Origin of the sequence: Ureibacillus sp. MALMAid1270, assembly GCF_049202975.1 — a bacterium.
Classification (GTDB): domain Bacteria; phylum Bacillota; class Bacilli; order Bacillales_A; family Planococcaceae; genus Ureibacillus.
The window spans coordinates 1-21762 of record NZ_JBMIRP010000012.1 but is presented as its reverse complement, the minus strand read 5'-3'; the positions used below and the strand labels follow the sequence as shown (position 1 = coordinate 21762).

The following is a 21762-nucleotide window of genomic DNA, read 5'->3' as shown; positions in this document are numbered from 1 at the left end:
TTAGAAAAAGCTAATGTGATAATAACATAACGTATTCGTTTTTACTAATATGTTGGAGGGATTTTATGCAAACAATGGATATTGAAATGAAGGTTAAGTTAATTCATGGGTTTTCTAATAAAACTAGAATTCAAATACTTGAATGCATCAAAGAAAAGGAAAAAACGGTGTCTCAAATTATAGAGGAAATTAAAGGGAATCAGTCAAACATTTCACAACATCTCGCTTGTTTAAAGGGCTGTGGAATTATTATCGGTCGAAATGAAGGAAAATATATTTACTACAGCTTACGAAATCAACACATAAAAGATTTATTAACCATGTTTGATGTTGTTCTCGAAGATGTGGAAAATGACGTGGCATGTTGTGATCGACATGTAGACTAGGGGGGAGATTATATTGGTTAAGGGGTTCGTACTAAAAACATATAGCCCCACTTCCTCAACTCAAGCCATTATAGTTGAAGATGTAAATTAACTTTTAATACTTTTTATATACTTTGTAACATTACCCAAACAGCAACTTCCTTGCGGATTGTTTACTTAACAACCACATCGGTTTTCCTTTATGATTTCTCGAATATGTTCAACTGGATTAGGGGAAAGTTCTTGTTTTACATACTTCTCAATTTTTCCTTTTGTCCAATCAAAGCAATAGCAAAAGGTATTGTTACATCGTCAACTTTTTGATGTACTGCCACCTTTATGTCAGATGTAAGATACTTTTTATTATCGGCATCAAAATAAACTAAACTCCAAGTTGATAGATCACACATATTTCAACCTGGAGTTATTAATATATAAGTTAAACTAGGTCTATAATTATTGTACTTCAACTTGTCCCATCATACCGTTCTCTTCATGTTCAAGTACATGACAGTGGAACATGTAGATACCTTTATTATTGAATTTGACAGCAAGCTTCACTGTTTGGTCTGGTTCGATTGCAACAGTGTCTTTCCAACCTTGTAATTCTACAGGTGGTTCTTTTCCATCTATTGAAACGATTTTAAACTGTGTTCCGTGAATATGGAAAGGATGTGTCATACCGCCCATACTATCAGGTTTATTATAAATTTCCCAAATTTCAGTTTCACCTTGTTTTTGAGTAAAATCAATTCGGTTTATATCAAATTGCTTGTCATTGATATAAACCATCTCACCCATTCCGAATAATTCAAGTTTTTTCGAAACAGGTAGATTTTTTTCCTTTTCTGTTACTACATAATCATTTAATGTTTCAGGAATTTCTATTGAATTTGTTTTTTGTTCATCGATTTTAAATGGCAATAAGATAGAATCAGCTTCATTAACTAAGGCTACATCGCTTGATGCATCATATTTAGAAAAATCCACAATAATTTCAGCACGTTCTCCAGGTGTTAATGTAATTTCTGACATCTCAGTTGGTTCATTTAAGAATCCACCATCTGTTGCAATTTGTTGGAATGAATCTCCTGTGTTTAATTTAAATGTATAGTTACGAGCATTTGATCCGTTCAATAAACGTAAGCGCACTTTCTCTTTTCCAACTGTCAGTTTAGGATTAAGAGTCCCGTTTACTAACATTGTATCGCCAATTGTTCCATCTTCATTACGCACTGCTTGGTAATCAAATTGTTTATCTTCATTGAATTGTCTGTCTTGGAAAACTAGTGGGAAATCGTTGACTCCATATTCATCAGGTAATCCTAGGTTTTTAGAGTTTTCATCTTCCACATAAATCAATCCTGCTAAACCTTTATATACTTGTTCAGCTGTAGCACCTTCAGGATGCGGATGGAACCAAAGTGTTGCGGCACCTTGACTTACAGTGAATTTTACATCTTCTGAAGCACCTGGTTGTAGAAGTTGATGTGGTCCTCCATCCCCTTCACCCGGTATATCAACTCCATGCCAATGGAATGTTGTCGGTTCTAGCAAATCATTTTTCGTTCTAAATGTTACAGTTTCACCCTCACTTACACGAATAACTGGACCTAAGAATGAACCATTATATCCATATGTGTCAGTTTGGACACCCTCAAAAATTTCAGTTTTACCTTGTTGAGCAGTAATATCAACAACTCCATCATTAGCTTCTACTAATGGTGGAAGGGCTAGTTCGTTTTCACCTGTCGAATTATTTAGTTCTAATGGATTTGTATGACTTGCATGGCCGTTTTCCATATCCATCCCTTCCATATCCATGTTGGAATGATCCATACCCTCCATATTCTTCATTTCCTCTTCAGACATGTTGGAATGATCCATTTCTTCTGAATCTGAATTTGTATTATTTGCACTACAACCAGTTGCAATTACAGCACTGGTAATTAATGCAGTTATCCATAACTTGGATTTCATGCTGATTCCTCCTTAATTTGTTTACAAAAATAATGTAACAAATAATTATGGAGAAATTATGCACATATCAAATTATGATAAAGGAGATTTAATGAAGTTCATAAAAAATTCATAATGTAGTTTAAGATATAGTAGGTACAGAGTTATATTTTACTAACAATAAATATTACAAATTATTAATCTCAAATTTTATAAACTTATAACAAATAATTAGAAACCCTCAAACATATAGTTTTTTGAGGTGAATAAATGATGCAATACAAACTCGTCATATTTTTTGGATTCATTTTACTATTATTTGTATCACCAATAATTGCAAGTTCTTTTAACCTATCTCAGGATATAACAGTTGAAGAGATTGAAACACCTAAAAAACTTGTGTATGTTCCTACAACCACTGATGTACCTCTTGATAGTTTTGAACCGGCATTATCAAAGAATGTTTTGATGCTTTTTACGCATTCCCATGAAGCATTTATTCCCATTGTGAAAAATAAAAGTGGTAAAACAGCTGTTTATGACTCAAAATCAAATATTACTGAATTTGAAGAAATTATTAAAATGCATTTCAATGTAAACTCCTTAAACACAAAATTTCTTGAGGTTGATACAATGGATGAATTATACAATACAAATCGTACTTTTTCTGAAGCTTATGATGTTGTACGACCTTATCTTTCAAACGAAATTCAAAATAATACCTACGACCTAATCGTTGACCTTCATAGAGATTCTGCTTCTAGAGATATATCTACGCTTACTTACAAGAATCAGACCTTCGGAAAAATCTATTTTGTTGTAGGGGAAGATAATCCAAACTACTTAATAAATCAATCATATTCCCAACAAATCTCTGATAAATTGAATGAGTTGGTTCCAGGAATATCGCGTGGTGTAATAGGGAAAAAAGGTGAGCATGTTGATGGTATTTATAATCAAGATTTAGCTAAAAATATGGTTTTAATAGAACTTGGAGGTATTGAAAATTCAGAAGAAGAGATTAATCGTACAATTTCTGTTCTCGCACAAGCAATTTCAATAGTTTTACAAGATGAATCGTCTTCTGATAATAATTAGGCTGAGACTAGTTAATGTTTGAATATGAATAAAAAAAGCTTGATCGTTTTTTGCTGAGTTCTTCCGCAATCTCACCCGGTCGTATTATAAGGTCAGCCAGAAAACATTTCTGGTTGACCATTTTTTATATAGATATATGATAACGGTAGACGGATGTTCTTACCTCTTGATATAAAATCGAACAAAACAATTTGTAATGTTAACTAATTTTTAATATACTACGATAGCTTGCTCCCCTAAAGACACATAACTTTCGAAAAATTTGATTTTATCTAAAGTTACGTATCCTTTAAGGGGATCCATTACTTCAACTTTATCATTTTTTATACCGATTATTACCATTGTATGCAGATTTGTAAACATTTGATGATATTCTCCCGTTTCTTCAATGTACCACCCTCCACGAATTTTCGGCTTCGAAAGGTCTAATGTGACCCATGCAATTACAGGTATTCCCATATCCACATAATTTGTAATCTCTTCTAATGTACTACCACTAATATTTTGCGCTTGTAATTTAAGTTTTCTATCTTTTATAAAATTATTTGCCGTATTGACAATTGGCTCAGCAAAAACATAGGTACCTGTTTCTAAGCTACCCGGGTACCCTCCATACGCTATATTTGGATCAGGACCATATTTTTTATTTCCGTTATATTTAAATGGCTGTTTAGGTAAATATTGATCAGTCATTTCCATTTTGTCTGTGGCTGCTCCATAATAATTGAGTACTGCTGTAAGAGTTGTTATTTCGCAACCATTTGGTAATTCAGGATGTTGTAGTAGAGATGGTACGGCTAGTGCTTGTTCGCTATTTGGAGCATTTGTTTGTACAATCAAATTTTGCTTAGTTTGACTATATGTAAATTCTTTCTCAGTAATATACATTCCAGTTTTAAAATTTTCAAATAATCCAATTTGTAATGAATACGCTTCATTTTCTTCTAAGTTATGAAAGATAACTTTCCCCTCACCTGTACTCACATTTGAATCCAGAATACTCCCCTCATTATCAAGTAATGTTACGTATAATTTATTCAGAGGCGCTCCACTTGAGTATTCAACAATCAATACAGTTAGTTTATTTGCATCATAGTTATTTCGTTCTACTTTGTTTGAACAAGCAGCTAGTAAAGTTATAACTACTAAGGATATAATAATTCTACTATTTTTCATTTCATTTCCACTTTTCCATATATTTCTCTTACTAATTTAACAAACAAATATGGATAATTTATGGATATAAAATATACTATGTGGGAACGATTTTATAAAGCGGATAGAGCAAGGTCCACTAAAACAGGTACAGGAATCGGCCTGTCTATTGTTAAGCACATTTTAGATCTTCATCAAACCGATATTCAAGTGGAAAGTGAATTAGGGAGAGGTTCCACATTTATTTTTACACTCCCTATATCTTATAAATAATGTTATTAATTTAAGAATTCTCACTAGCTTTAACATAATAATCAAACAAAAAATTTAAAATGAGGCTGGGACAAAAGCCCAAAAGGTACAATCCATCTTGAATTTGGATTGTACCTTTTTGATATGAGTACATTCGTCTCCGAGTCAGGCTTCGCTTTCCGCGGGGAAGCCATGAGCCTCCTCGAGCTAAAGCTCTGCGGGGTCTCATGACTGCTTCTACATCCCGCAGGAGTCTTCGCCTGACTCTCCGACGAACGACTTTCTAATAAAGTGTTAGCATATTCTTATTATACTAAATCGTTTGGTTTCATTAATTCTTTGTTTTGTCCCAGCCTCTTTTAAAATATTGAGATTCTTGCACGTTTGTCTAACTTATAATTGATGAACACCAATCAGTTATCTTATTTTAACATGAAGATCCAAATACCCTTAAATTATTGGGCTGATAATTCATTTTCTGTTACCCATTTATGGTTTGTTACTTGTTCACCTGTTGTAGAAGTAAAATCAACCATATAAACAGTGGTTTCTTCAGCTGAATCTATTGTGGCAGTAGCACCCTTCATACCCTCCATATGATCAGCATTAATTGTTGTTTCGGTTCCTGGCTGTAAGGCTCCTTCACCTGCACCTTCTAATTCCTCATGAATAACCCACTTATGGTTTGTTACCGGATTACCACCAGTAGTTGGAGTAAAAGAGACTGTATATACTGTTGTATCATAAGCACCTACAATAGTTGCTTCTGCACCTTTCATACCTGCCATATGATCTGATTGAATAATTGCTTTACTACCAACAGGGAAAGTTGGATTTGCAGCATCTTTTAAACCTTCTGGTACTTCACCTAAACCAGAGTGATTCATGTTAGAATGGTCCATACCTTGCATTGTTTCGCTATTTTCAGTCTCTTCCATTTCATTCATTTTATTTTCAGGCGCTGCATTTGACTCTTCTTGAGTCGCTTTATTTTGTGTTGTATCATCAGCGTTTTCTCCACCACATGCTGCAAGTGTTAAAGCTGCAGCGAATGAAATAATACCAAGAGTAATCTTATTTGACATTCTATATTCCTCCAATTTGTTCATAATTTCGCGTAGATTATGCAATATTGAACTTTTTATAGTATTGATAAAAGGAATTCTACATATACATAAATAAAAAAATGACCTACCAAGGGTGCTGCACCCCAAAAGTTAGATTTTACTCTAACTTTTGGGGGTCACTACCTAGTAGGTCTTTTTTTATTATTTTACTAACTTCACTCTTTGCAATCTTAGTGCATTTAAAACTACTGATACAGAGCTAAATGCCATTGCAGCACCCGCAACCCATGGAGCAAGCAAACCTATCGCCGCAATTGGAATGCCGAGTGTATTATAAGCAAATGCCCAGAATAAGTTTTGTTTAATATTACGCATAGTTTTGTGACTCATGATGATTGCATCAGCAATACTATTTAAATCTCCACGAATTAATGTAATATCAGCTGCTTCCATTGCAACATCTGTTCCTGTACCAATGGCCATACCAATATTAGCTACTGCTAGCGCAGGTGCGTCATTAATACCGTCACCAACCATTGCAACCTTTTTCCCAGAAGCTTGAAGTTTTTTCACTTCTTCAGCCTTCCCTTCCGGCAATACCTCTGCAATAACATAATTAACTCCAACTTCCGCAGCAATAGCATTGGCAGTTCGTTCATTGTCTCCTGTCATCATAATTACTTCAATATTCATATCTTTTAGACGCTTGATGGCTTTTTTAGATGTCTCTTTAATTGTATCAGCAACAGCTACTAAACCTGCATATTGACCATCAATACTTGCTAACATCGCTGTTTTACCGTTAGCTTCTAGCTCTTCCATCTTGCTTAATATTGTTGAAATTTTGATTCCATTATTATTCATTAGTTTTCGAGTTCCAACTAATATCTCTTTACCATTGACAACCGCTTTGACACCGTAACCTGGAATCGCTTCGAATTTTCCAACATTTAGGAGTTCAATACTACGGTCTTCAATCCCTTGAACTATCGCTTCGGCAAGTGGATGTTCGGATTGTTTTTCACTTGCTCCTATTAGGGATAGGAATTCTTCTTCATTTACTCCATCTTCTACGATGACATCTGTTAATACAGGCTTACCATATGTTACTGTACCTGTTTTGTCTACAACGACTGTATCAATATGGTGTGTTTGTTCAAGATGTTCTCCACCTTTAAATAAAATACCAAATTCAGCTGCTCTACCGGAACCTGCCATAATAGATGTTGGAGTTGCTAACCCAAGCGCACATGGACATGCAATAACAAGAACTGCAATCATTGCTTCTAAAGCAGATCTAAATTCACCTGGTGCTACAAGTGTAAACCAAATGATAAAGGTAATAATTGCAATGACGATAACAATAGGTACAAAAACTCCTGAGATTTTATCCGCCATTCTTTGTATCGGCGCTTTGGAACCTTGTGCATCTTCTACAACTTTAATAATTTGAGCTAACGCTGTGTCTCGCCCAACTTTTGTCGCTCTCATTTTAATAAAACCATTTTTATTAATTGTTGATCCAAATAAAGTGGAACCGATTGTTTTATCAACTGGAATACTTTCACCTGTTAACATCGATTCGTCTACCGCCGTGTCGCCCTCTATGACTTCACCATCAACAGGTATTTTTTCTCCTGGTTTTACTAAAATCGTATCACCTATGACTACTTCTTCTAGTGGGATTTCTTGTTCTATCCCATTACGAACGACTAAAGCGGTTTTTGCTTGTAATCCCATTAGCTTTTTAATCGCTGCAGAAGAACGACCTTTTGCTTTTGCTTCAAACAGCTTCCCTAATACAATTAACGTAATTAATACAGCACTCGTTTCAAAATAGAGCTGTGCATGATGAGGCTCACCAATTGTAATAATTGCTTGATAAACACTATAAAAATAAGCGGCAGATGTTCCCATTGCAACAAGAACATCCATGTTTGCACTTTTATTTTTTAATGCTTTAAATGCACTTACATAGAACTGCCATCCTACGTAAAATTGAACAGGTGTTGCTAAAGCCATTTGAACCCAAGGATTCATTAGAATTTCTGGCATATAGATAAATGATGTAAACGAAAAGTGACCAATCATCGACCATAAAAGTGGTAATGAAAGAATTGCAGCAATAATGAACTTTGTTCTTTGTTTTTTAATTGCTTGTTCTCGGAAATCTACTGCATCCTTTTCATTTTCTTTTAAATGCGCACCGTAACCTAATTTCTCAACTCTTTGAATAATATCTGATACTGAAACTTCGGTTGGATTAAACTCAATCGTTGCATTTTCAAGAGCAAGGTTGACGGTTGCCATTGATACACCTTCAATTTTATTTAATCCTTTTTCGATTCTGTTGGCACAGGCTGCACAAGTCATTCCTGTAATGGTAAATTCTTTTTTCTCTTTTGCGACACCGTAGCCAAGATCTTGAATTTTCTTTTCAAAGTCTTGTTCACTGATCTTTTCAGGATTATATTTGATGATGGATTTTTCGAGAGCTAGGTTAACATTCGCTTCTTCTACACCATCTAGTTTATTTAGACCCTTTTCAATTCTTGTTGCACAAGCTGCACAAGTCATACCCGTTATCTGTAAACTTGTTTCTTTTAACTCACTACTCATGTTGCTTCCACCTCATTAAACATACCGCTATGGGGTATAATTTTTTGGAAGAAATAGAGTGCTATTTGTAAGCACCCTACATCTTTTTACTCAACATCGTAACCTTGATCATCAATTGTCTCTTTAATTTTTTCAAGTGTTACTTTTCCATCATTGAATTCAACGTTGACCTTACCAGAGCCTAAATCAACTTTTACTTGTTCAACGCCATCTAACGATCCAACACTTCCTTCAATCGATTTTACACAATGACCACATGACATTCCGCTAACGTTTAATGTTACATTTCCCATGTTAATTCTCTCCTTTTATTTTTTCATTAATTTTTGAATTGTGACAAGCACTTCATCTAAAACTTCTAAATCCCCTTCTTGTATACGATCAACTACACACTCTTTCATATGTGCTTCAAGAAGGAGCTTTGCTACACTATTTAGTGCAGCTTGAGTAGCAGATATTTGTGTAATGACATCATCACAATAAGTATCTCTATCAATTAAACCCTTTATTCCCCGAACTTGCCCTTCTATCCGATTAAGTCTAGATACAAGATTTTTCTTTGCCTTTTCTGAATGGTGACTTTTTCTAATATTCAAACTAGAGCAACAACTTTCGTCTAATAAGGATACATTTTTTATTTCGGGTTCCATGTTACTACCCCCTTTTCAAATTCATTATAGTATACCCTAGTACCCTATGTAAATAGAAATATGTTTTAGAAACATGAATTATTTCTTTATGCCATTCAGATAACTAAAATAAAGGTTGTGTTTAACTCAGTATTACTATGCTAGTAACTAAGAAATTGTTCAATTTCCCTTCCATTTTTACTGAAGGTGTTGATTTTGTATTTTTTTGTACGGGCGGATTAGTACTAAATTGATACTATTCTTAGCAAAAGAAACCCCACCAAATAAGTAAAGAGAAATTATGAACGCAAGACAAAACACAGGGTAGTTTCTACTCCCCGTACTTTTCATCGGTCCTTTGGATTGAATTAACTAGTTCATCCATCATTTGTTCATTCATTGGACCTACTATCTTTTGGAAAACTCCCCCTTCAGTATCTAGAATAAAACTAGTTGGTATTGTTAATATTTCGTACATACTCCTAACAACACCATCTTTGTCTAATAGGATCGGGAAAGTTAAACTATAATCTTGTACAAATGTTTCAATTGCTTGTACGCCATTATCGAGGTTAGTTAGATTTACGGCAACGATTTCAATTCCTTTTTCTTTATTTTTTTCATAAAAACTTTGCATGTCAGGCATTTCTTCTCTACACGGTGGACACCAAGTAGCCCAAAAATTTAAAATAACTATTTTACCTTTAAAATCAGCAAGATTAACGTCAATCCCATTAATATCTGTTAATGTGAATTCTGGAGCAAGTGTAACATTTTGAGAGTTATTATTAGATCCTGTTAAACTTGTTTCAGTCATTACAGTTGATGTATTTTGGGGAGATTCATTTAAGATTGCTTGCTCATTAACTTGTGCTGTTTTAATGGTATTTTCTTTGGATAAAATAACAAAAATAACAGAGCTAATTAATAAGGAAATGAAGATTACAGGGATGTATTTTTTTAACATATATACCTCCGAATTAGTTGGGTAATTACGAATGTTAAATTACGTAAAAATTTTAATTTTTATGTTAATCATAATCATAAGAAAAGCCCCCTATTAGATAGGTTGAATTTTATAAATCCATCTGTCTACCTAATAGGAAGCATATCAAAAGACATTTTCATCTATTTTTCAGTCAATACTATTTTGCTAAAAGTTCATTTTGAACTTCTATTTTAAGATTTATTGAGCTGATAGCTCACTTTCTGTTACCCATTTATGATTTGTTACTTGTTCACCAGTTGTAGAAGTGAAGTCAATCATATAAACTGTTGTTTCTTCAGCGGAGTCTATTGTTGCAGTTGCTCCTTGCATTCCTTCCATGTGATTAGCGTTTATTGTTACTTCCTTTCCAGGTTCTAAAGGGGCTTCATCAGCACCTTCTAATTCCTCATGGATAACCCACTTATGGTTTGTAACTGGTTCACCACCAGTGGTTGGGGTATACGAGACAGTATAAACTGTTGTATCATAAGCTCCTACAATCGTAGCATCAGCACCTTTCATACCAGGCATATGATCTGATTGAATAATTGCTATACTGCCAACAGGGAAAGTTGGGTTTTCTGCTTCTTTTAATCCTTCTGGAACTTCCCCTGATCCAGAGTGATTCATATTGGAATGGTCCATACCTTGCATGTCGTCAGTTTTCTCCGATTCCTCTATTCCATCCGTTTCTTCCATGTTATGACCTGCCATATCATTATTTTCTTCTTGAACAGTCTCATTTTGAGATGATTCTTCATTATTTCCACCTGCACATGCAGAGAGTGTTAAAATTGTTATGAAAGAAATAAATCCAAGCATTATTTTATTTATCATTTTTATTCCTCCTAAGTAGTTCTTCTTTGTAATTATAATTTTAAGTTTTGCAGAAATTATGCAGATGTAAATAAAAATAACTCACATTATAAACTTTACTTTTTCCTTTTCCACCCATTAATATTCCAACTGAGGGTAATTGGCAAAAAAAGGTGCTATTATGCACCCCTACATTTTTTCTTGTTCTACATCATTTTTCAATTATTAAAATTAGGAATAATTATTTTTTCTCTAATGCTTTTCTTAAAGTTTCAATATTTTGTTCCATTAAAGTGAAATACGTTTCATTATTCGCAATATCTTCTTTGGTAAGAACACTTAAGTTATGCAATGTAAGTGATTCCGCTCCAATTTCAGATTGTATAATCTCAGCCAATTTAGCAGAAACATTTTGCTCAAATAAAACATATTGAATTTCTAAATCTTCTGCTAAAGAAACAACTTCTAATAATTCCTTTTGTGATGGTTCATTTTGTGAATTCAGACCAGCAATTGGTACCTGCTGCAAACCATATTCCCCAGCAATATATCCAAATGCAGCATGTGATACAAAAAATGTTCGTGTATCAGCTTGAGCCACCATTTCTTTAAACTGAATATCTAGTGCCTCTAAATCGTTAACTAATGTTTGATAATTTGCTTCAAACTTATCAGACTGTTCTGGCATTTTTTCTGTAAGTGCATTCTTAATGGCTAACGCAAGATCTGCAGAAAGAGATGTAGAAAGCCATACATGAGCATCAATTTCATTATGTTGTGCATGTACATCTTCAGATTCACTTGTTACTTCCTCATCACTGTGTGCTTCTCCAGCATGGGCATCTTCATCTTCTTCCGAATGTGCATCTTTTGAATCACCGGTGCTCATATTAAGTTTTTCTTCTGGTATATTGTCAGTTGTAGCTACAAACTCCACTTTTTCATTTTTTAATGTCACTTGTGCATTTTCAATAAAACTTTCAAGACCATAACCGATGTAGAATATCAAGTCTGACTCTGCTAACTTAATCATATCTTGTTGCGTTGGCTCAAATGAATGCTCATTTGCTCCAGGGGGATAAACAGATGACACTTTAACAAATTCTCCACCAATACGTTCTGTAAAATAACTTAATGGATATACAGTTGTATAAACCTTTAATTTTGTTAGTACTTCAGTGCTTTCATTACTCTGTGCCTTCTGAGCAGTTTCATTACTACATGCTACTAGTAGTACAAAGCAAAAAGCCAATAGTGTAAATAAATATTTTCTCAACATTTCCACCCTCACAAATCGTAATCATTACTATTAACAAATCAAATAATAACCAATCGCATTACATAGTGCAACTATTATTTTAAAATTTTATGAAAATGATCACACTATAAAGGTAAAGTTGAATTTAGCAACAAGTTGGGAAATTTTATTCGAAGTAATTTTTGAGAAATAACACTTAAAGTAACGGGGATTTTGTTGAGAGGAAAAATTTAAATTAGCCTTGTTAGTAATAGATTAACAAGGCTAATTTCTCAATCATTAATTTACGAAATAAATATACATTGTAAACATCATAGCTATCAAAATCCCAACTCCTAGAATTGAATAGCCTATCCATTTAATATCATCTACTTTTTGAAATTTTAGATATTCTTTATAATTAATCTCTCCCTTTGCAAACCTTAAGCCAAAGTCATCAGGATTAACAGTAAAATAATTTTTATTCTCATCTTCTAGAATTATTTTAGTAATAAGGTCATTACTATTAAATTGTGAAGTTTGAAATTGAGGTTCCCAACAATAACCCTCTGAAAATTCCACTCTCGCTACGTTGTACAAAGAATTTTTACGTATTTCCTCAAATACTCGATATGAATGATTTTCGATAAAGTCGTTATTTATACACATGTTCTCACCTCTTTTTTCTTGTTAGCATTTGTTCATTATTTTATTTATTATATGCTGAATAACCATAAATAGAGGGTTAATATTCATATTAAAAATAATGAAAGAAAATTCGCCTAAAATGTTTATTAAGCGAATTTTTTTGATACTTTCAATTGCCATATTTCTTCCACATACATATTTAAAAAATCTTCTTGCGAAATTATTGTAATTATTTACTAAATTAGTCAATTCTCAATAGTTGAGCATTAATCGCACAGATTATAGTACTTAATGACATAACCGCAGCCCCAATTGCCGGTGTGATCACAATACCTGCACTAATAAGAACCCCTGCTGCTAGTGGGATGGCAATAATATTATATCCTGCAGCCCAAATTAAGTTCTGAATCATTTTTATCCGACTTGCCCTAGAAAGTTTTAAAGTGCTTAAAATATCTACTGGGTTACTATTAACTAGGACAACATCTGCAGTTTCAATTGCAACATCTGTTCCCGCTCCAATAGCAATACCTAAATCAGCTTCAGCTAAAGCTGGTGCATCATTTACACCGTCTCCAACCATCGCAACTTTTTTGCCACCCTCTTTTAATTCTCTCACATTATTTGATTTTTCATGTGGTAATACTTCAGCAATCACCTTTGTCATTCCAAGCTTTTCACCTACATAATGCGCTACGCGACTATTATCACCAGTCATCATGACAGTTTCAATTCCAAGATTATTTAATTCTTTTATAACCTTATAAGATGATTCTCGAATAATATCTGCTAATGCAATCATTCCCTGAAGCGCATTATCCTTTAATACGAAAATAACTGTTTTCCCTTGTTGTGCAAGTTTTTCATAAGTTTCTATATCAAAGGAAATATTATTTTCTCTTAATACACCCGGACTAACAATGGCAATTTCAGAATCATTAATTTTCGCAACAAGTCCTTTACCCGTTAGGTTTTGATAATTGGATACTTTATATAGTTCTAAATCTCGTTTCTTCCCTTCTTTTACAATACCTTTTGCAATCGGGTGTTCAGATTGCGTTTCGACTGAGTACGCTAGTTTTAATAGTTCCTCTTCACTGATACCTACAGTTGGATGTATATTTGTAACACCAAAATTACCTTCAGTTAATGTACCAGTTTTATCAAATACAATACGATTGATTCTAAAAGCACTTTCAAAAGAGGTACGATTACGGATTAACAAGCCGTTTTTTGCAGCAATAGATGTTGATCTAGATGTTACTAGTGGAGTAGCTAAACCTAATGCATGAGGACAAGCAATAATTAATACGGTCACCATTCTCTCTAAAGCAGTATCAAAGTCACCAGTTGACCACCAATATGCGAGTGTGATAATACCTGCAACAATTGCAACATAGAATAACCATTTTGCAGCAGTGTCAGCGAATCCTTGTGCTTTAGATTTCGTTTTTTCTGCGTCACTTACTAATTGGATAACTTGAGCAAGATATGTTTCACTACCTGTTTTACTAACGTTTATTTTTAGAATACCTTCACCATTAATGGACCCACCAATAGCTTCCATTCCCATAGTTTTTTCTACAGGAACTGATTCCCCAGTCAACATTGATTCATCAACTGTTGAATGACCTTCGAATATTTTTCCATCAAGCGGAATTTTTTCTCCAGGTTTAACAAGGATTTGATCACCTGGTTTTAAATCCTCTACAGAAACATCAATAGTATTTCCTGATGAATCTATTTTGTGTGCTTCTTTAGGCATTAATTTTATTAGCTCTTCTAATGCTTTTGAAGCTCCCATTATAGATTTCATTTCAATCCAGTGACCTAGTAGCATAATAACAATCAAAGTAGCTAACTCAAAGTAAAAGTCACTACCTTCAATAAAGAATGCTGTTAAAGTGCTATATACGTAAGCAGTGACAATTGCTAGCGAAATCAGCAACATCATACCAGGTGCTTTGTCTTTTATTTCACTCCATGCACCGAGTAAAAAAGGCTTTCCTCCATAGAAAAAAACTATTGTAGAAAGTAAGAATAATAAAAATGTATCTCCTGGAAAGTTGACTTCATACCCAAATAGCATTTGAACCATCATGGATAAGTATGAAATAGGTATTGTTAGAACTAATGAGATCCAAAAACGTTTCTTAAATTCTCCTATCGAGTGGCCATGATGTTTGTCATGTCCTCCTTCATGATCATGTCCACCATGGCTGTGATTTTGGTGTTCCGAATGTTTGCTGTGATCATGTACATCGTGGTTATGATGTTCATGCCCTGGATGTTTACTATGATCATGTGCAATATGTCCCTTATGCCCACCATGGACATGCTCACTTTTATTGTGATGTTCATGTTCACTTGGATTTGAATGGTGATGTTTATGATTTTGTTTACCATCTCCATTATCGTTTCTCATTACTATCACGCTCCTTATAGCTGATTTAGGAAGATTGAGAAAAACCACCTACAACCTTCTTGTATTTATATTAATACTATATACCATGTATGGGTATATTCAAATCACTTTTTTGGAAATTTATTGGCTATTTTTCGAACTTTATTTATGATTCAAGAATTTTAAATAACTGTAAACTTTTTTGTTGATTCCCTTAAATCTTCAGCAATATTTGATAACGATTCTGTTGATTTAGTTATTTCTTCAATTGCAACTAGTTGATCTTGGCTTGAGGAGGAAACATCAATAGAATATTGAGTATTTCTCCTTGCTAAAGTAGAAATTTGATCTATTGTAAGAGAAATTTCTTCAGCATTTAATGCGATTCCTTCTGCTGCTTGTAATATATTACCCATTTCTCGGTTCATTTCCTCCGTCGATTGAGAAATTACAGAGAATTTTACTTTTGTATCGTTAATAATATCAATACCTTCTTTTACATCTTCAATAACTTTTCTCATTGTTTGCACAGAAACATCGGTAGCCAGTCTCATTTGGTCGATAATCGAGCCAATCTGTTCAGTTGATTGATTTGATTGTTCTGAGAGTCTTCTTACTTCCTCTGCAACAACTGCAAATCCTTTACCTGATTCTCCAGCCCTAGCAGCCTCTATTGCAGCATTTAAAGCCAACAAATTGGTTTGATTTGCTATATCAGAAATAACATTTAAAATTTGTGCAATTTCTTGTGAACGTTTAAGGAGCTCTTGAATAGAAATATCCGATTCACTAACTGAGTTTTGTATTAAGGTCATTTGACGAACTGATTTTTCAACTGCTCGCTCTCCATCAACAGCATAGCTTTTCGTTTCGTGGGAGGTATTGGAGACTTCCCCTGTATTATTTAATATTCTTTTAATTCCTTCATTCATTTCTGTAATAGCAAATACCATCTTCTCTATTCCATTCGATTGGTTTTGTGTATCAACTGCAACCTCTCTAATAGAACTTGAAATAAGATTAGAAACTGAATTCGTTTCACTTGCGCTTTTTGCGAGGGTTTCGGAAGAACTAAGAATTTTTATAGAAGTTTCATTCAATTCGCCAACGATATCCTTTAAGTTCCCCAACATTACCTCAAATGAATTAACTAATAAACCTATCTCATCGTTTGATTTTTTTGGTATAGTTACAGTTAAATTCCCCTTAGCTACCTCCCTTGTCACATTCAATAATAATTTAAGTGGAGAAACAATTATCCATTGTAAGAAAACAGCAGCTATGATAGTTGTAAATATAATATTTATCGCTGTGCTAATATATACACCATATGTAACTTGAACATTATGATTTAAAAACGAAGTTATGTAGTTTGTCAAAAGCATGCTTATTAGGAGCGACATTATAATTACAATATTCATCTTAATTGTTAAACTACGAAACCTTTTGCTTGATTCATTCATAAATAGTTTGAACACTCCCCAAATAATTTTAATTATTACTAGTTTTTTACATAAATAGTATATTACAAATATATGCAAAAACTATCAAATTGTAGAAATAGCCTTCTTTACAAAGTGCATCTTAAGCAGAATTTATTTCATATTGTTAGTCTTTTGATACGAATTATAAAAATAAATTGAATCAATTACTGAATTTTAAAATCTCTAAGAATTAATTTTTAGGCAAATAGATTAAAAAGTCTTTAATGTGGTTTCTATTTAAAAGACTCAAAATGATGTTATTATAAAAGTTCGTTTTTTAAATAAAGCCTATTCAAGACGCTGCATCTTGAATAGGCAAAATTACAATTCAACCATCTAATTAACACCTTCACTTTACTTTCAGTGCGTTTTAAACGGTTAAGTAGTTGTTGTTTATTAGGCTGGACTGTTGTTTTCGTAGTTATCTGCATGACTTCCTCTTTTCAGCTATTTTTCTAGATTCCCTGTCCATTCAGCAATACCTCCCTCGAGGTTAAAAACGTTCTTATAACCATTTTCTAACAAAAGATTTCCGCTTTCCGTCCCCATACGACCTGTATGGCAAACAAAGATAACATCCTTATCTTTAGGTAACTCGGTATATCTTGACTGAATTTCATCAAAAGGAATGTTTATAGCACCGGGAACTCTACTTGTGGCAAATAGTTCGGGTTCCCTTAAATCAACAATAACCATATTTTTCTTACTATCAATCATTTTAGTTAGCGTTTTAGTATCCACCGTTTGTAATTCAGAAATAGTTTCAGAATCCTTATTTGATGACACATATAAGGATGTCGCTATCACAGCAAAAGTAACTACTATCAATCCAAACAAAATCGTAAGCTTATTTTTTCTTTTCATCTACACTGCTCCTTACACAGAATACCCTGTATCCTAATCATTTTCTTTTAGTAAGTCTTATAATCAATAGAAAGTGGTTTCATTTAACAAACTAAAGTAACGGCTTAGCTTTCAATTACACTATAAATCATACAAGAAAAATATGGATTTTTTATGGAGAAATCATAACTTAAAGATAGTTCTAATGAAAATTTTTAAGATTAAGAACTTTAAAGGTTATTAATTTAACAACTAGTATTTCATAATAAGTGCAAGCTAAACCATTTTTATTACAAAAATGATATTTCTGTATAAATTTGTAATGGAATTGAAAGATTACATACTAAATTTCTATGATATTCTTTCATTAGTAAATTAAAGAACTAGCTTTCAAAAGGAGATTCGACATGAGAAAAAGATGGTTACTACCCATCTTTGCATCTTTTATGATAATTACTGGTATAGGTGCAAATGATGCAGAAGCGGCAACAATATCTGATATAACAAATACAGCAAAAGACTATATAGGCGCTCCTTATAAATTTGGCGGAACGGATATTAATACTGGTGTTGATTGCTCATCATATACACAATTTGTATTTTCAAAATTAGGTATTTCATTAGATCGTACGTCAAGAGCTCAATACCAACAAGGTTCTACAGTTTCAAAAAATAATTTAGAAGCAGGCGACCTAGTATTCTTTAATACTTCAGGGTCAGGTATTTCTCACGTTGGAATATATATAGGAGATGGTAATTTTATTTCCGCTACACCAAGTTCTGGTGTAAGAATTGATAAATTAGAAGATCCATATTATTGGGGCTCACGTTATTTAGGTGCAAAACGTGTGGCAAATTTCACAACAACTACAAAAGGTGAAGTTAAAGATGCAGGGATAGACTTTAGTGTTTATGCATCTCGTGGTGAAGTAGCTCTTCAACTTTCAAAAGCTTTAGCATTAGATACTTCCGATACAAATTCACCATTTTTGGATCTAAAATCCTCTTCTAATTATGCCGGTGCAGCTACAGCATTAGAAAAACAAGGGATTTTTAGTGGAGACGAAAAACGGAAATTTAATGCAGGTTCACCTATTACACGTGGTCAACTAGCCAAAGTATTAGTTGTAGCTTTCGATTTAAAAAAACAAGGCAATGCAGAAATGTTCTCAGATGTTACAACAGCTAATTGGGAATATGATTATGTCTCAATTTTATCTTCAAATAAAATCACATTAGGTAAGGGTGATGGGACTTTTGGTGTAAACGACAAGGTTACACTAAAACAATTAGAACTCTTCTTGGACCGTTTAACTAAATGATATATAATAGGACATCTCATAAGTTTTGAGACGTCCTTTTTTTAGGCTATAGAAATTACTCGAGTTACATTAGAGAGTTATATTTAAGTTTAAATTTCAAAAAGATAAAAGATAAAAATGTAATAGAGTAACATAATTCATTAGTAGTTCAGACAAAAAAACTTCAAGGTAAATACTGCCCTTAACCTATTATAGTTACTATGAAATTTGCGTAATTATTATCCTTAATATCGATATACCTACTTTTCTATTTAGTAAAATTTCAAAATCATGTAAATGAAAAAGAAGAGGCAAACATTTATTTAATGTATTCGCCCCTTGTATTACTACAATATTTATAACCTTACTTTTTTTTATCTGAATATCGTAATGTAGAATAACCGTATTTTCGTCTATACCATATTAAAATTATTGCTATTCCTATTAGTATTAATGAAAGTAATTGAGCAATTCGTAGTGAATCTGTTAGCATCAAACTATCTGTCCTTAAACCTTCTACAAAAAATCTACCTATTGAATACCATATTACATAAGATAAGAATAATTCTCCCCTTCTAGGGTTAAACCTTCTTAGAATTACGAGGAAAATAAAACCTGCAATATCCCACACAGATTCATATAAGAATGTCGGATGGTAATAAATACCATCTATATACATCTGATTAATAATAAACTCAGGAAGGTTTAAATCTTCCAAAAATGACCGTACCACTTCCCCTCCATGTGCTTCTTGATTTATAAAGTTTCCCCATCGTCCAATTGCTTGACCAAGAATAATACTTGGTGCAGCAATATCAGCTAATTTCCAAAAAGATACTCCTTTTTTCTTAGCGTAGATAACTGAAGTGATAACACCACCTATTAAAGCTCCATGTATGGCTATACCGCCTTCCCATATTGCAAACATCTTACTTGGGTTTTGAAAATAATACTCCCATTTAAATAAAACGTAATAAATTCTCGCACTAATAATGGATATTGGGATCGCCCAAAATAATAAATCAGAAAAAATATCTTTTGGTAGACCCAATTTTTTAGATTCTCTTGTTGCCAATAACCATCCTAAAACAATTCCTGATGCGATAATAATTCCGTACCAGTAAATAGTTATTGGTCCAAGTGCTAATGCTACCCTATCTATTTGTTGTATATTATCCAATTAATATTTCACCTCAATCATAAATATCTCTAAATCTTCAAGGTACTATTTTATTTCTTAGAGTACAGCGTATTGATTTCATCTCTTAGTTTTTCATTTTCCCTCTCCAAAGTAGTGATTTTGGACTCTAACTCATTAAGTGAGTCATGAGCTTTTTGATTACCTTTACCATGTCTATGGCCATGTCCATGACCACTAAACATCATAAAAACCATCATTAACGGGCAAATCAGTAGGATTAACAATGGAAACCAATTCCAGTCCATATAACCTCGTCTCCTTATTCATCTAAGATTGATATTACCTCTTAATAATACAAATAAATTATGGAGTTTTTAGGGAGAAACAGCAGACCAAAAATAAAATTTATTAAGTCTATTTAATAGAAATAAAATCCAATATAAATATAGAAAACCTTCTAATCTTGGTACAAATCTGTGCGGAAAATCCTACTTTCCCTATAATGCAATTATAACTGCTTACAATGAGCCTAATATTAAGGGTGCTCAAGCTACATTTGAGGTGCTTATAATACAACTTTGAAAATGGAGATTATATTTCTACTGCAGGAGAAAAAGTTAAAAATCATAAGTGGTTAGTAGAAAGTGAACTATCACTAAAATAATGGTTATTTTCTACTGATTATGCAAAAGGCTTAATAATTGAAAAAAACCCTCCTCAAAGAGAAGGGCTTTAAAAAACTATTAAGCCATATTTCTACATGCTTCTGCACACTCGCGACAAATTTTAGCACATTCTTGGCAATGAGCATCTTGGAATTTTTCACAATGAGTAGCACATGCTTCACAAATATCAGCACAAACTTGGCAATATTGTTTTGAAAATTCACTATTTCTAGATAGGAAACTTACCAATTGTAAACAAATTTTTGAGCAATCAATTAGCTTTTGAATACAATGAACTCTCGCTTGTGCATCTGGTTCTTGTAAGCAGGCAGTAAGACACTCTTCACACGCTCTAGCACACTTAATACATAATTCAATACAATGATCCATGTTTGTAGGTGATGTTGAAAGTACCCCCATAATCAGACCTCCTTTCAAAATTAAATCCACTACACTAACATTGTTTATCTTAATAGTTATTTCTATTCAAATTCATATGAAATAATCTAGAGGTAATTTTTTCAATCTAACTTACTGAAATCCAACCAACCATACCTGATTCCTTATGACCTGGAATTGTACAAACGAATTCATATAACCCAGATTCTGTTGGTGTAAAACTTACCGTTTGTTCCTTTTTAGGACCAGCATGTAAATGAATTACATTTTCATTTTCACCATGATTATGACTTGTTTTCTCATCCTTATTACTAGTTGGAATTTTAACTTCTAAATCATGTTCTATTTTATCTTGATTTTTAAGAATAATCGTAACCGGTTCATTTTGTTGCAGAACTAAATTTGACGGAAAATACTTCATATTTTTAGTCTCGATTGTAAATAAAGTAGACCCGTGTTGTTTGGAAAATCGCTCATCCGAATTATGATTATGTGATTCCTGTGATTTAAAATTGATTTGTTTTTCTGCGTATGAAACCCCCCCTATGAAATAAATAGACTCTCGGCATTCGCCGAGCTTTGTGGTTCAAGGATTTTACTCAAACCAATTTATTTCATCCCTCCTATTTTAGGTGGGATTTTTTAATGTTCATTTTTTTAAAACTGGAAATTAATTATCAAAATATTTCCTC

General features: G+C 33.1%; 21 protein-coding genes and 1 pseudogene. 4 read left to right on the top strand and 18 right to left on the bottom strand.

Annotated elements, in window-relative coordinates:
* The first annotated feature begins 65 nt into the window (after positions 1-65).
* Positions 66-386 (top strand): ArsR/SmtB family transcription factor, encoded by a 321-nt coding sequence (locus ACOQFO_RS00895; protein ID WP_421687839.1) that lies wholly within the window; start codon positions 66-68, stop codon positions 384-386.
* A gap of 87 nt (positions 387-473) precedes the next feature.
* Here ACOQFO_RS00895 and ACOQFO_RS00890 read toward each other — a convergent pair.
* Positions 474-751, bottom strand: a pseudogene (locus tag ACOQFO_RS00890) ((2Fe-2S)-binding protein); the annotation flags it as partial.
* A gap of 70 nt (positions 752-821) precedes the next feature.
* Complete coding sequence (locus ACOQFO_RS00885; protein WP_421687838.1) at positions 822-2345, bottom strand: multicopper oxidase family protein; 1524 nt, start codon at positions 2343-2345, stop codon at positions 822-824.
* 249 nt (positions 2346-2594) lie between these two features.
* Here ACOQFO_RS00885 and spoIIP point away from each other — a divergent pair, with 249 nt between their 5' ends.
* Entirely contained in the window at positions 2595-3422 is an 828-nt protein-coding gene (gene spoIIP, locus ACOQFO_RS00880) for a stage II sporulation protein P (protein WP_421687837.1), read from the top strand.
* A gap of 210 nt (positions 3423-3632) precedes the next feature.
* On the opposite strand, the gene ACOQFO_RS00875 is transcribed toward spoIIP, so the two are convergent.
* Positions 3633-4598, bottom strand: coding sequence for a C39 family peptidase (locus ACOQFO_RS00875; RefSeq protein WP_421687836.1), 966 nt, complete (start codon positions 4596-4598; stop codon positions 3633-3635).
* A gap of 60 nt (positions 4599-4658) precedes the next feature.
* On the opposite strand from ACOQFO_RS00875, the gene ACOQFO_RS00870 reads away from it, so the two are divergent.
* Positions 4659-4850 carry an ATP-binding protein gene (locus tag ACOQFO_RS00870; protein WP_421687835.1) on the top strand — a complete coding sequence of 64 codons (192 nt, stop codon included), beginning with the start codon at positions 4659-4661 and terminating at the stop codon, positions 4848-4850.
* Positions 4851-5284: 434 nt separating this feature from the next.
* On the opposite strand, the gene ACOQFO_RS00865 is transcribed toward ACOQFO_RS00870, so the two are convergent.
* The 11 genes from ACOQFO_RS00865 to ACOQFO_RS00815 all read right to left on the bottom strand — a co-directional run bounded on the left by ACOQFO_RS00865 (position 5285) and on the right by ACOQFO_RS00815 (position 17585).
* Positions 5285-5914: a YdhK family protein gene (locus ACOQFO_RS00865; RefSeq protein WP_421687834.1), complete on the bottom strand. Its 630-nt coding sequence runs from the start codon at positions 5912-5914 to the stop codon at positions 5285-5287.
* Positions 5915-6097: 183 nt separating this feature from the next.
* Positions 6098-8515: a heavy metal translocating P-type ATPase gene (locus tag ACOQFO_RS00860; RefSeq protein ID WP_421687833.1), complete on the bottom strand. Its 2418-nt coding sequence runs from the start codon at positions 8513-8515 to the stop codon at positions 6098-6100.
* Positions 8516-8601: 86 nt separating this feature from the next.
* The gene (copZ, locus tag ACOQFO_RS00855) at positions 8602-8808 is read right to left on the bottom strand and encodes a copper chaperone CopZ (RefSeq protein ID WP_421687832.1); all 207 of its coding nucleotides are present in this window, start codon (positions 8806-8808) and stop codon (positions 8602-8604) included.
* A gap of 15 nt (positions 8809-8823) precedes the next feature.
* Complete coding sequence (locus ACOQFO_RS00850; RefSeq protein WP_421687831.1) at positions 8824-9165, bottom strand: metal-sensitive transcriptional regulator; 342 nt, start codon at positions 9163-9165, stop codon at positions 8824-8826.
* Between the two features lie 310 nt (positions 9166-9475).
* Entirely contained in the window at positions 9476-10111 is a 636-nt protein-coding gene (locus ACOQFO_RS00845) for a peroxiredoxin family protein (RefSeq protein ID WP_421687830.1), read from the bottom strand.
* Positions 10112-10330: 219 nt separating this feature from the next.
* A complete protein-coding gene (locus tag ACOQFO_RS00840) occupies positions 10331-10969 on the bottom strand; it encodes a YdhK family protein (protein ID WP_421687829.1) in 639 nt (212 codons plus the stop codon).
* 220 nt (positions 10970-11189) lie between these two features.
* Positions 11190-12227, bottom strand: coding sequence for a metal ABC transporter solute-binding protein, Zn/Mn family (locus tag ACOQFO_RS00835; RefSeq protein ID WP_421687828.1), 1038 nt, complete (start codon positions 12225-12227; stop codon positions 11190-11192).
* 258 nt (positions 12228-12485) lie between these two features.
* A complete protein-coding gene (locus ACOQFO_RS00830) occupies positions 12486-12854 on the bottom strand; it encodes a hypothetical protein (protein ID WP_421687827.1) in 369 nt (122 codons plus the stop codon).
* A gap of 220 nt (positions 12855-13074) precedes the next feature.
* Positions 13075-15258: a copper-translocating P-type ATPase gene (locus ACOQFO_RS00825; RefSeq protein WP_421687826.1), complete on the bottom strand. Its 2184-nt coding sequence runs from the start codon at positions 15256-15258 to the stop codon at positions 13075-13077.
* A 161-nt stretch (positions 15259-15419) separates the two neighbouring features.
* Positions 15420-16616, bottom strand: a complete 1197-nt coding sequence (locus tag ACOQFO_RS00820) for a methyl-accepting chemotaxis protein (RefSeq protein ID WP_421687825.1) — start codon at positions 16614-16616, stop codon at positions 15420-15422.
* Between the two features lie 552 nt (positions 16617-17168).
* Positions 17169-17585: a rhodanese-like domain-containing protein gene (locus ACOQFO_RS00815; RefSeq protein WP_421687824.1), complete on the bottom strand. Its 417-nt coding sequence runs from the start codon at positions 17583-17585 to the stop codon at positions 17169-17171.
* Between the two features lie 386 nt (positions 17586-17971).
* On the opposite strand from ACOQFO_RS00815, the gene ACOQFO_RS00810 reads away from it, so the two are divergent.
* On the top strand, positions 17972-18886 hold the full coding sequence (locus ACOQFO_RS00810) for a C40 family peptidase (protein ID WP_036189838.1): 915 nt from the start codon (positions 17972-17974) through the stop codon (positions 18884-18886).
* 343 nt (positions 18887-19229) lie between these two features.
* Here ACOQFO_RS00810 and lgt read toward each other — a convergent pair whose 3' ends face one another.
* From lgt to ACOQFO_RS00790, 4 genes are all read right to left on the bottom strand, one after another.
* Positions 19230-20045, bottom strand: a complete 816-nt coding sequence (lgt, locus tag ACOQFO_RS00805) for a prolipoprotein diacylglyceryl transferase (RefSeq protein ID WP_036189837.1) — start codon at positions 20043-20045, stop codon at positions 19230-19232.
* A gap of 50 nt (positions 20046-20095) precedes the next feature.
* Entirely contained in the window at positions 20096-20311 is a 216-nt protein-coding gene (locus ACOQFO_RS00800) for a DUF2933 domain-containing protein (protein ID WP_036189836.1), read from the bottom strand.
* A gap of 438 nt (positions 20312-20749) precedes the next feature.
* Positions 20750-21091 (bottom strand): four-helix bundle copper-binding protein, encoded by a 342-nt coding sequence (locus ACOQFO_RS00795; RefSeq protein WP_036189835.1) that lies wholly within the window; start codon positions 21089-21091, stop codon positions 20750-20752.
* 106 nt (positions 21092-21197) lie between these two features.
* On the bottom strand, positions 21198-21587 hold the full coding sequence (locus ACOQFO_RS00790) for a cupredoxin domain-containing protein (protein ID WP_421687847.1): 390 nt from the start codon (positions 21585-21587) through the stop codon (positions 21198-21200).
* Between the last annotated feature and the right edge of the window lie 175 nt (positions 21588-21762).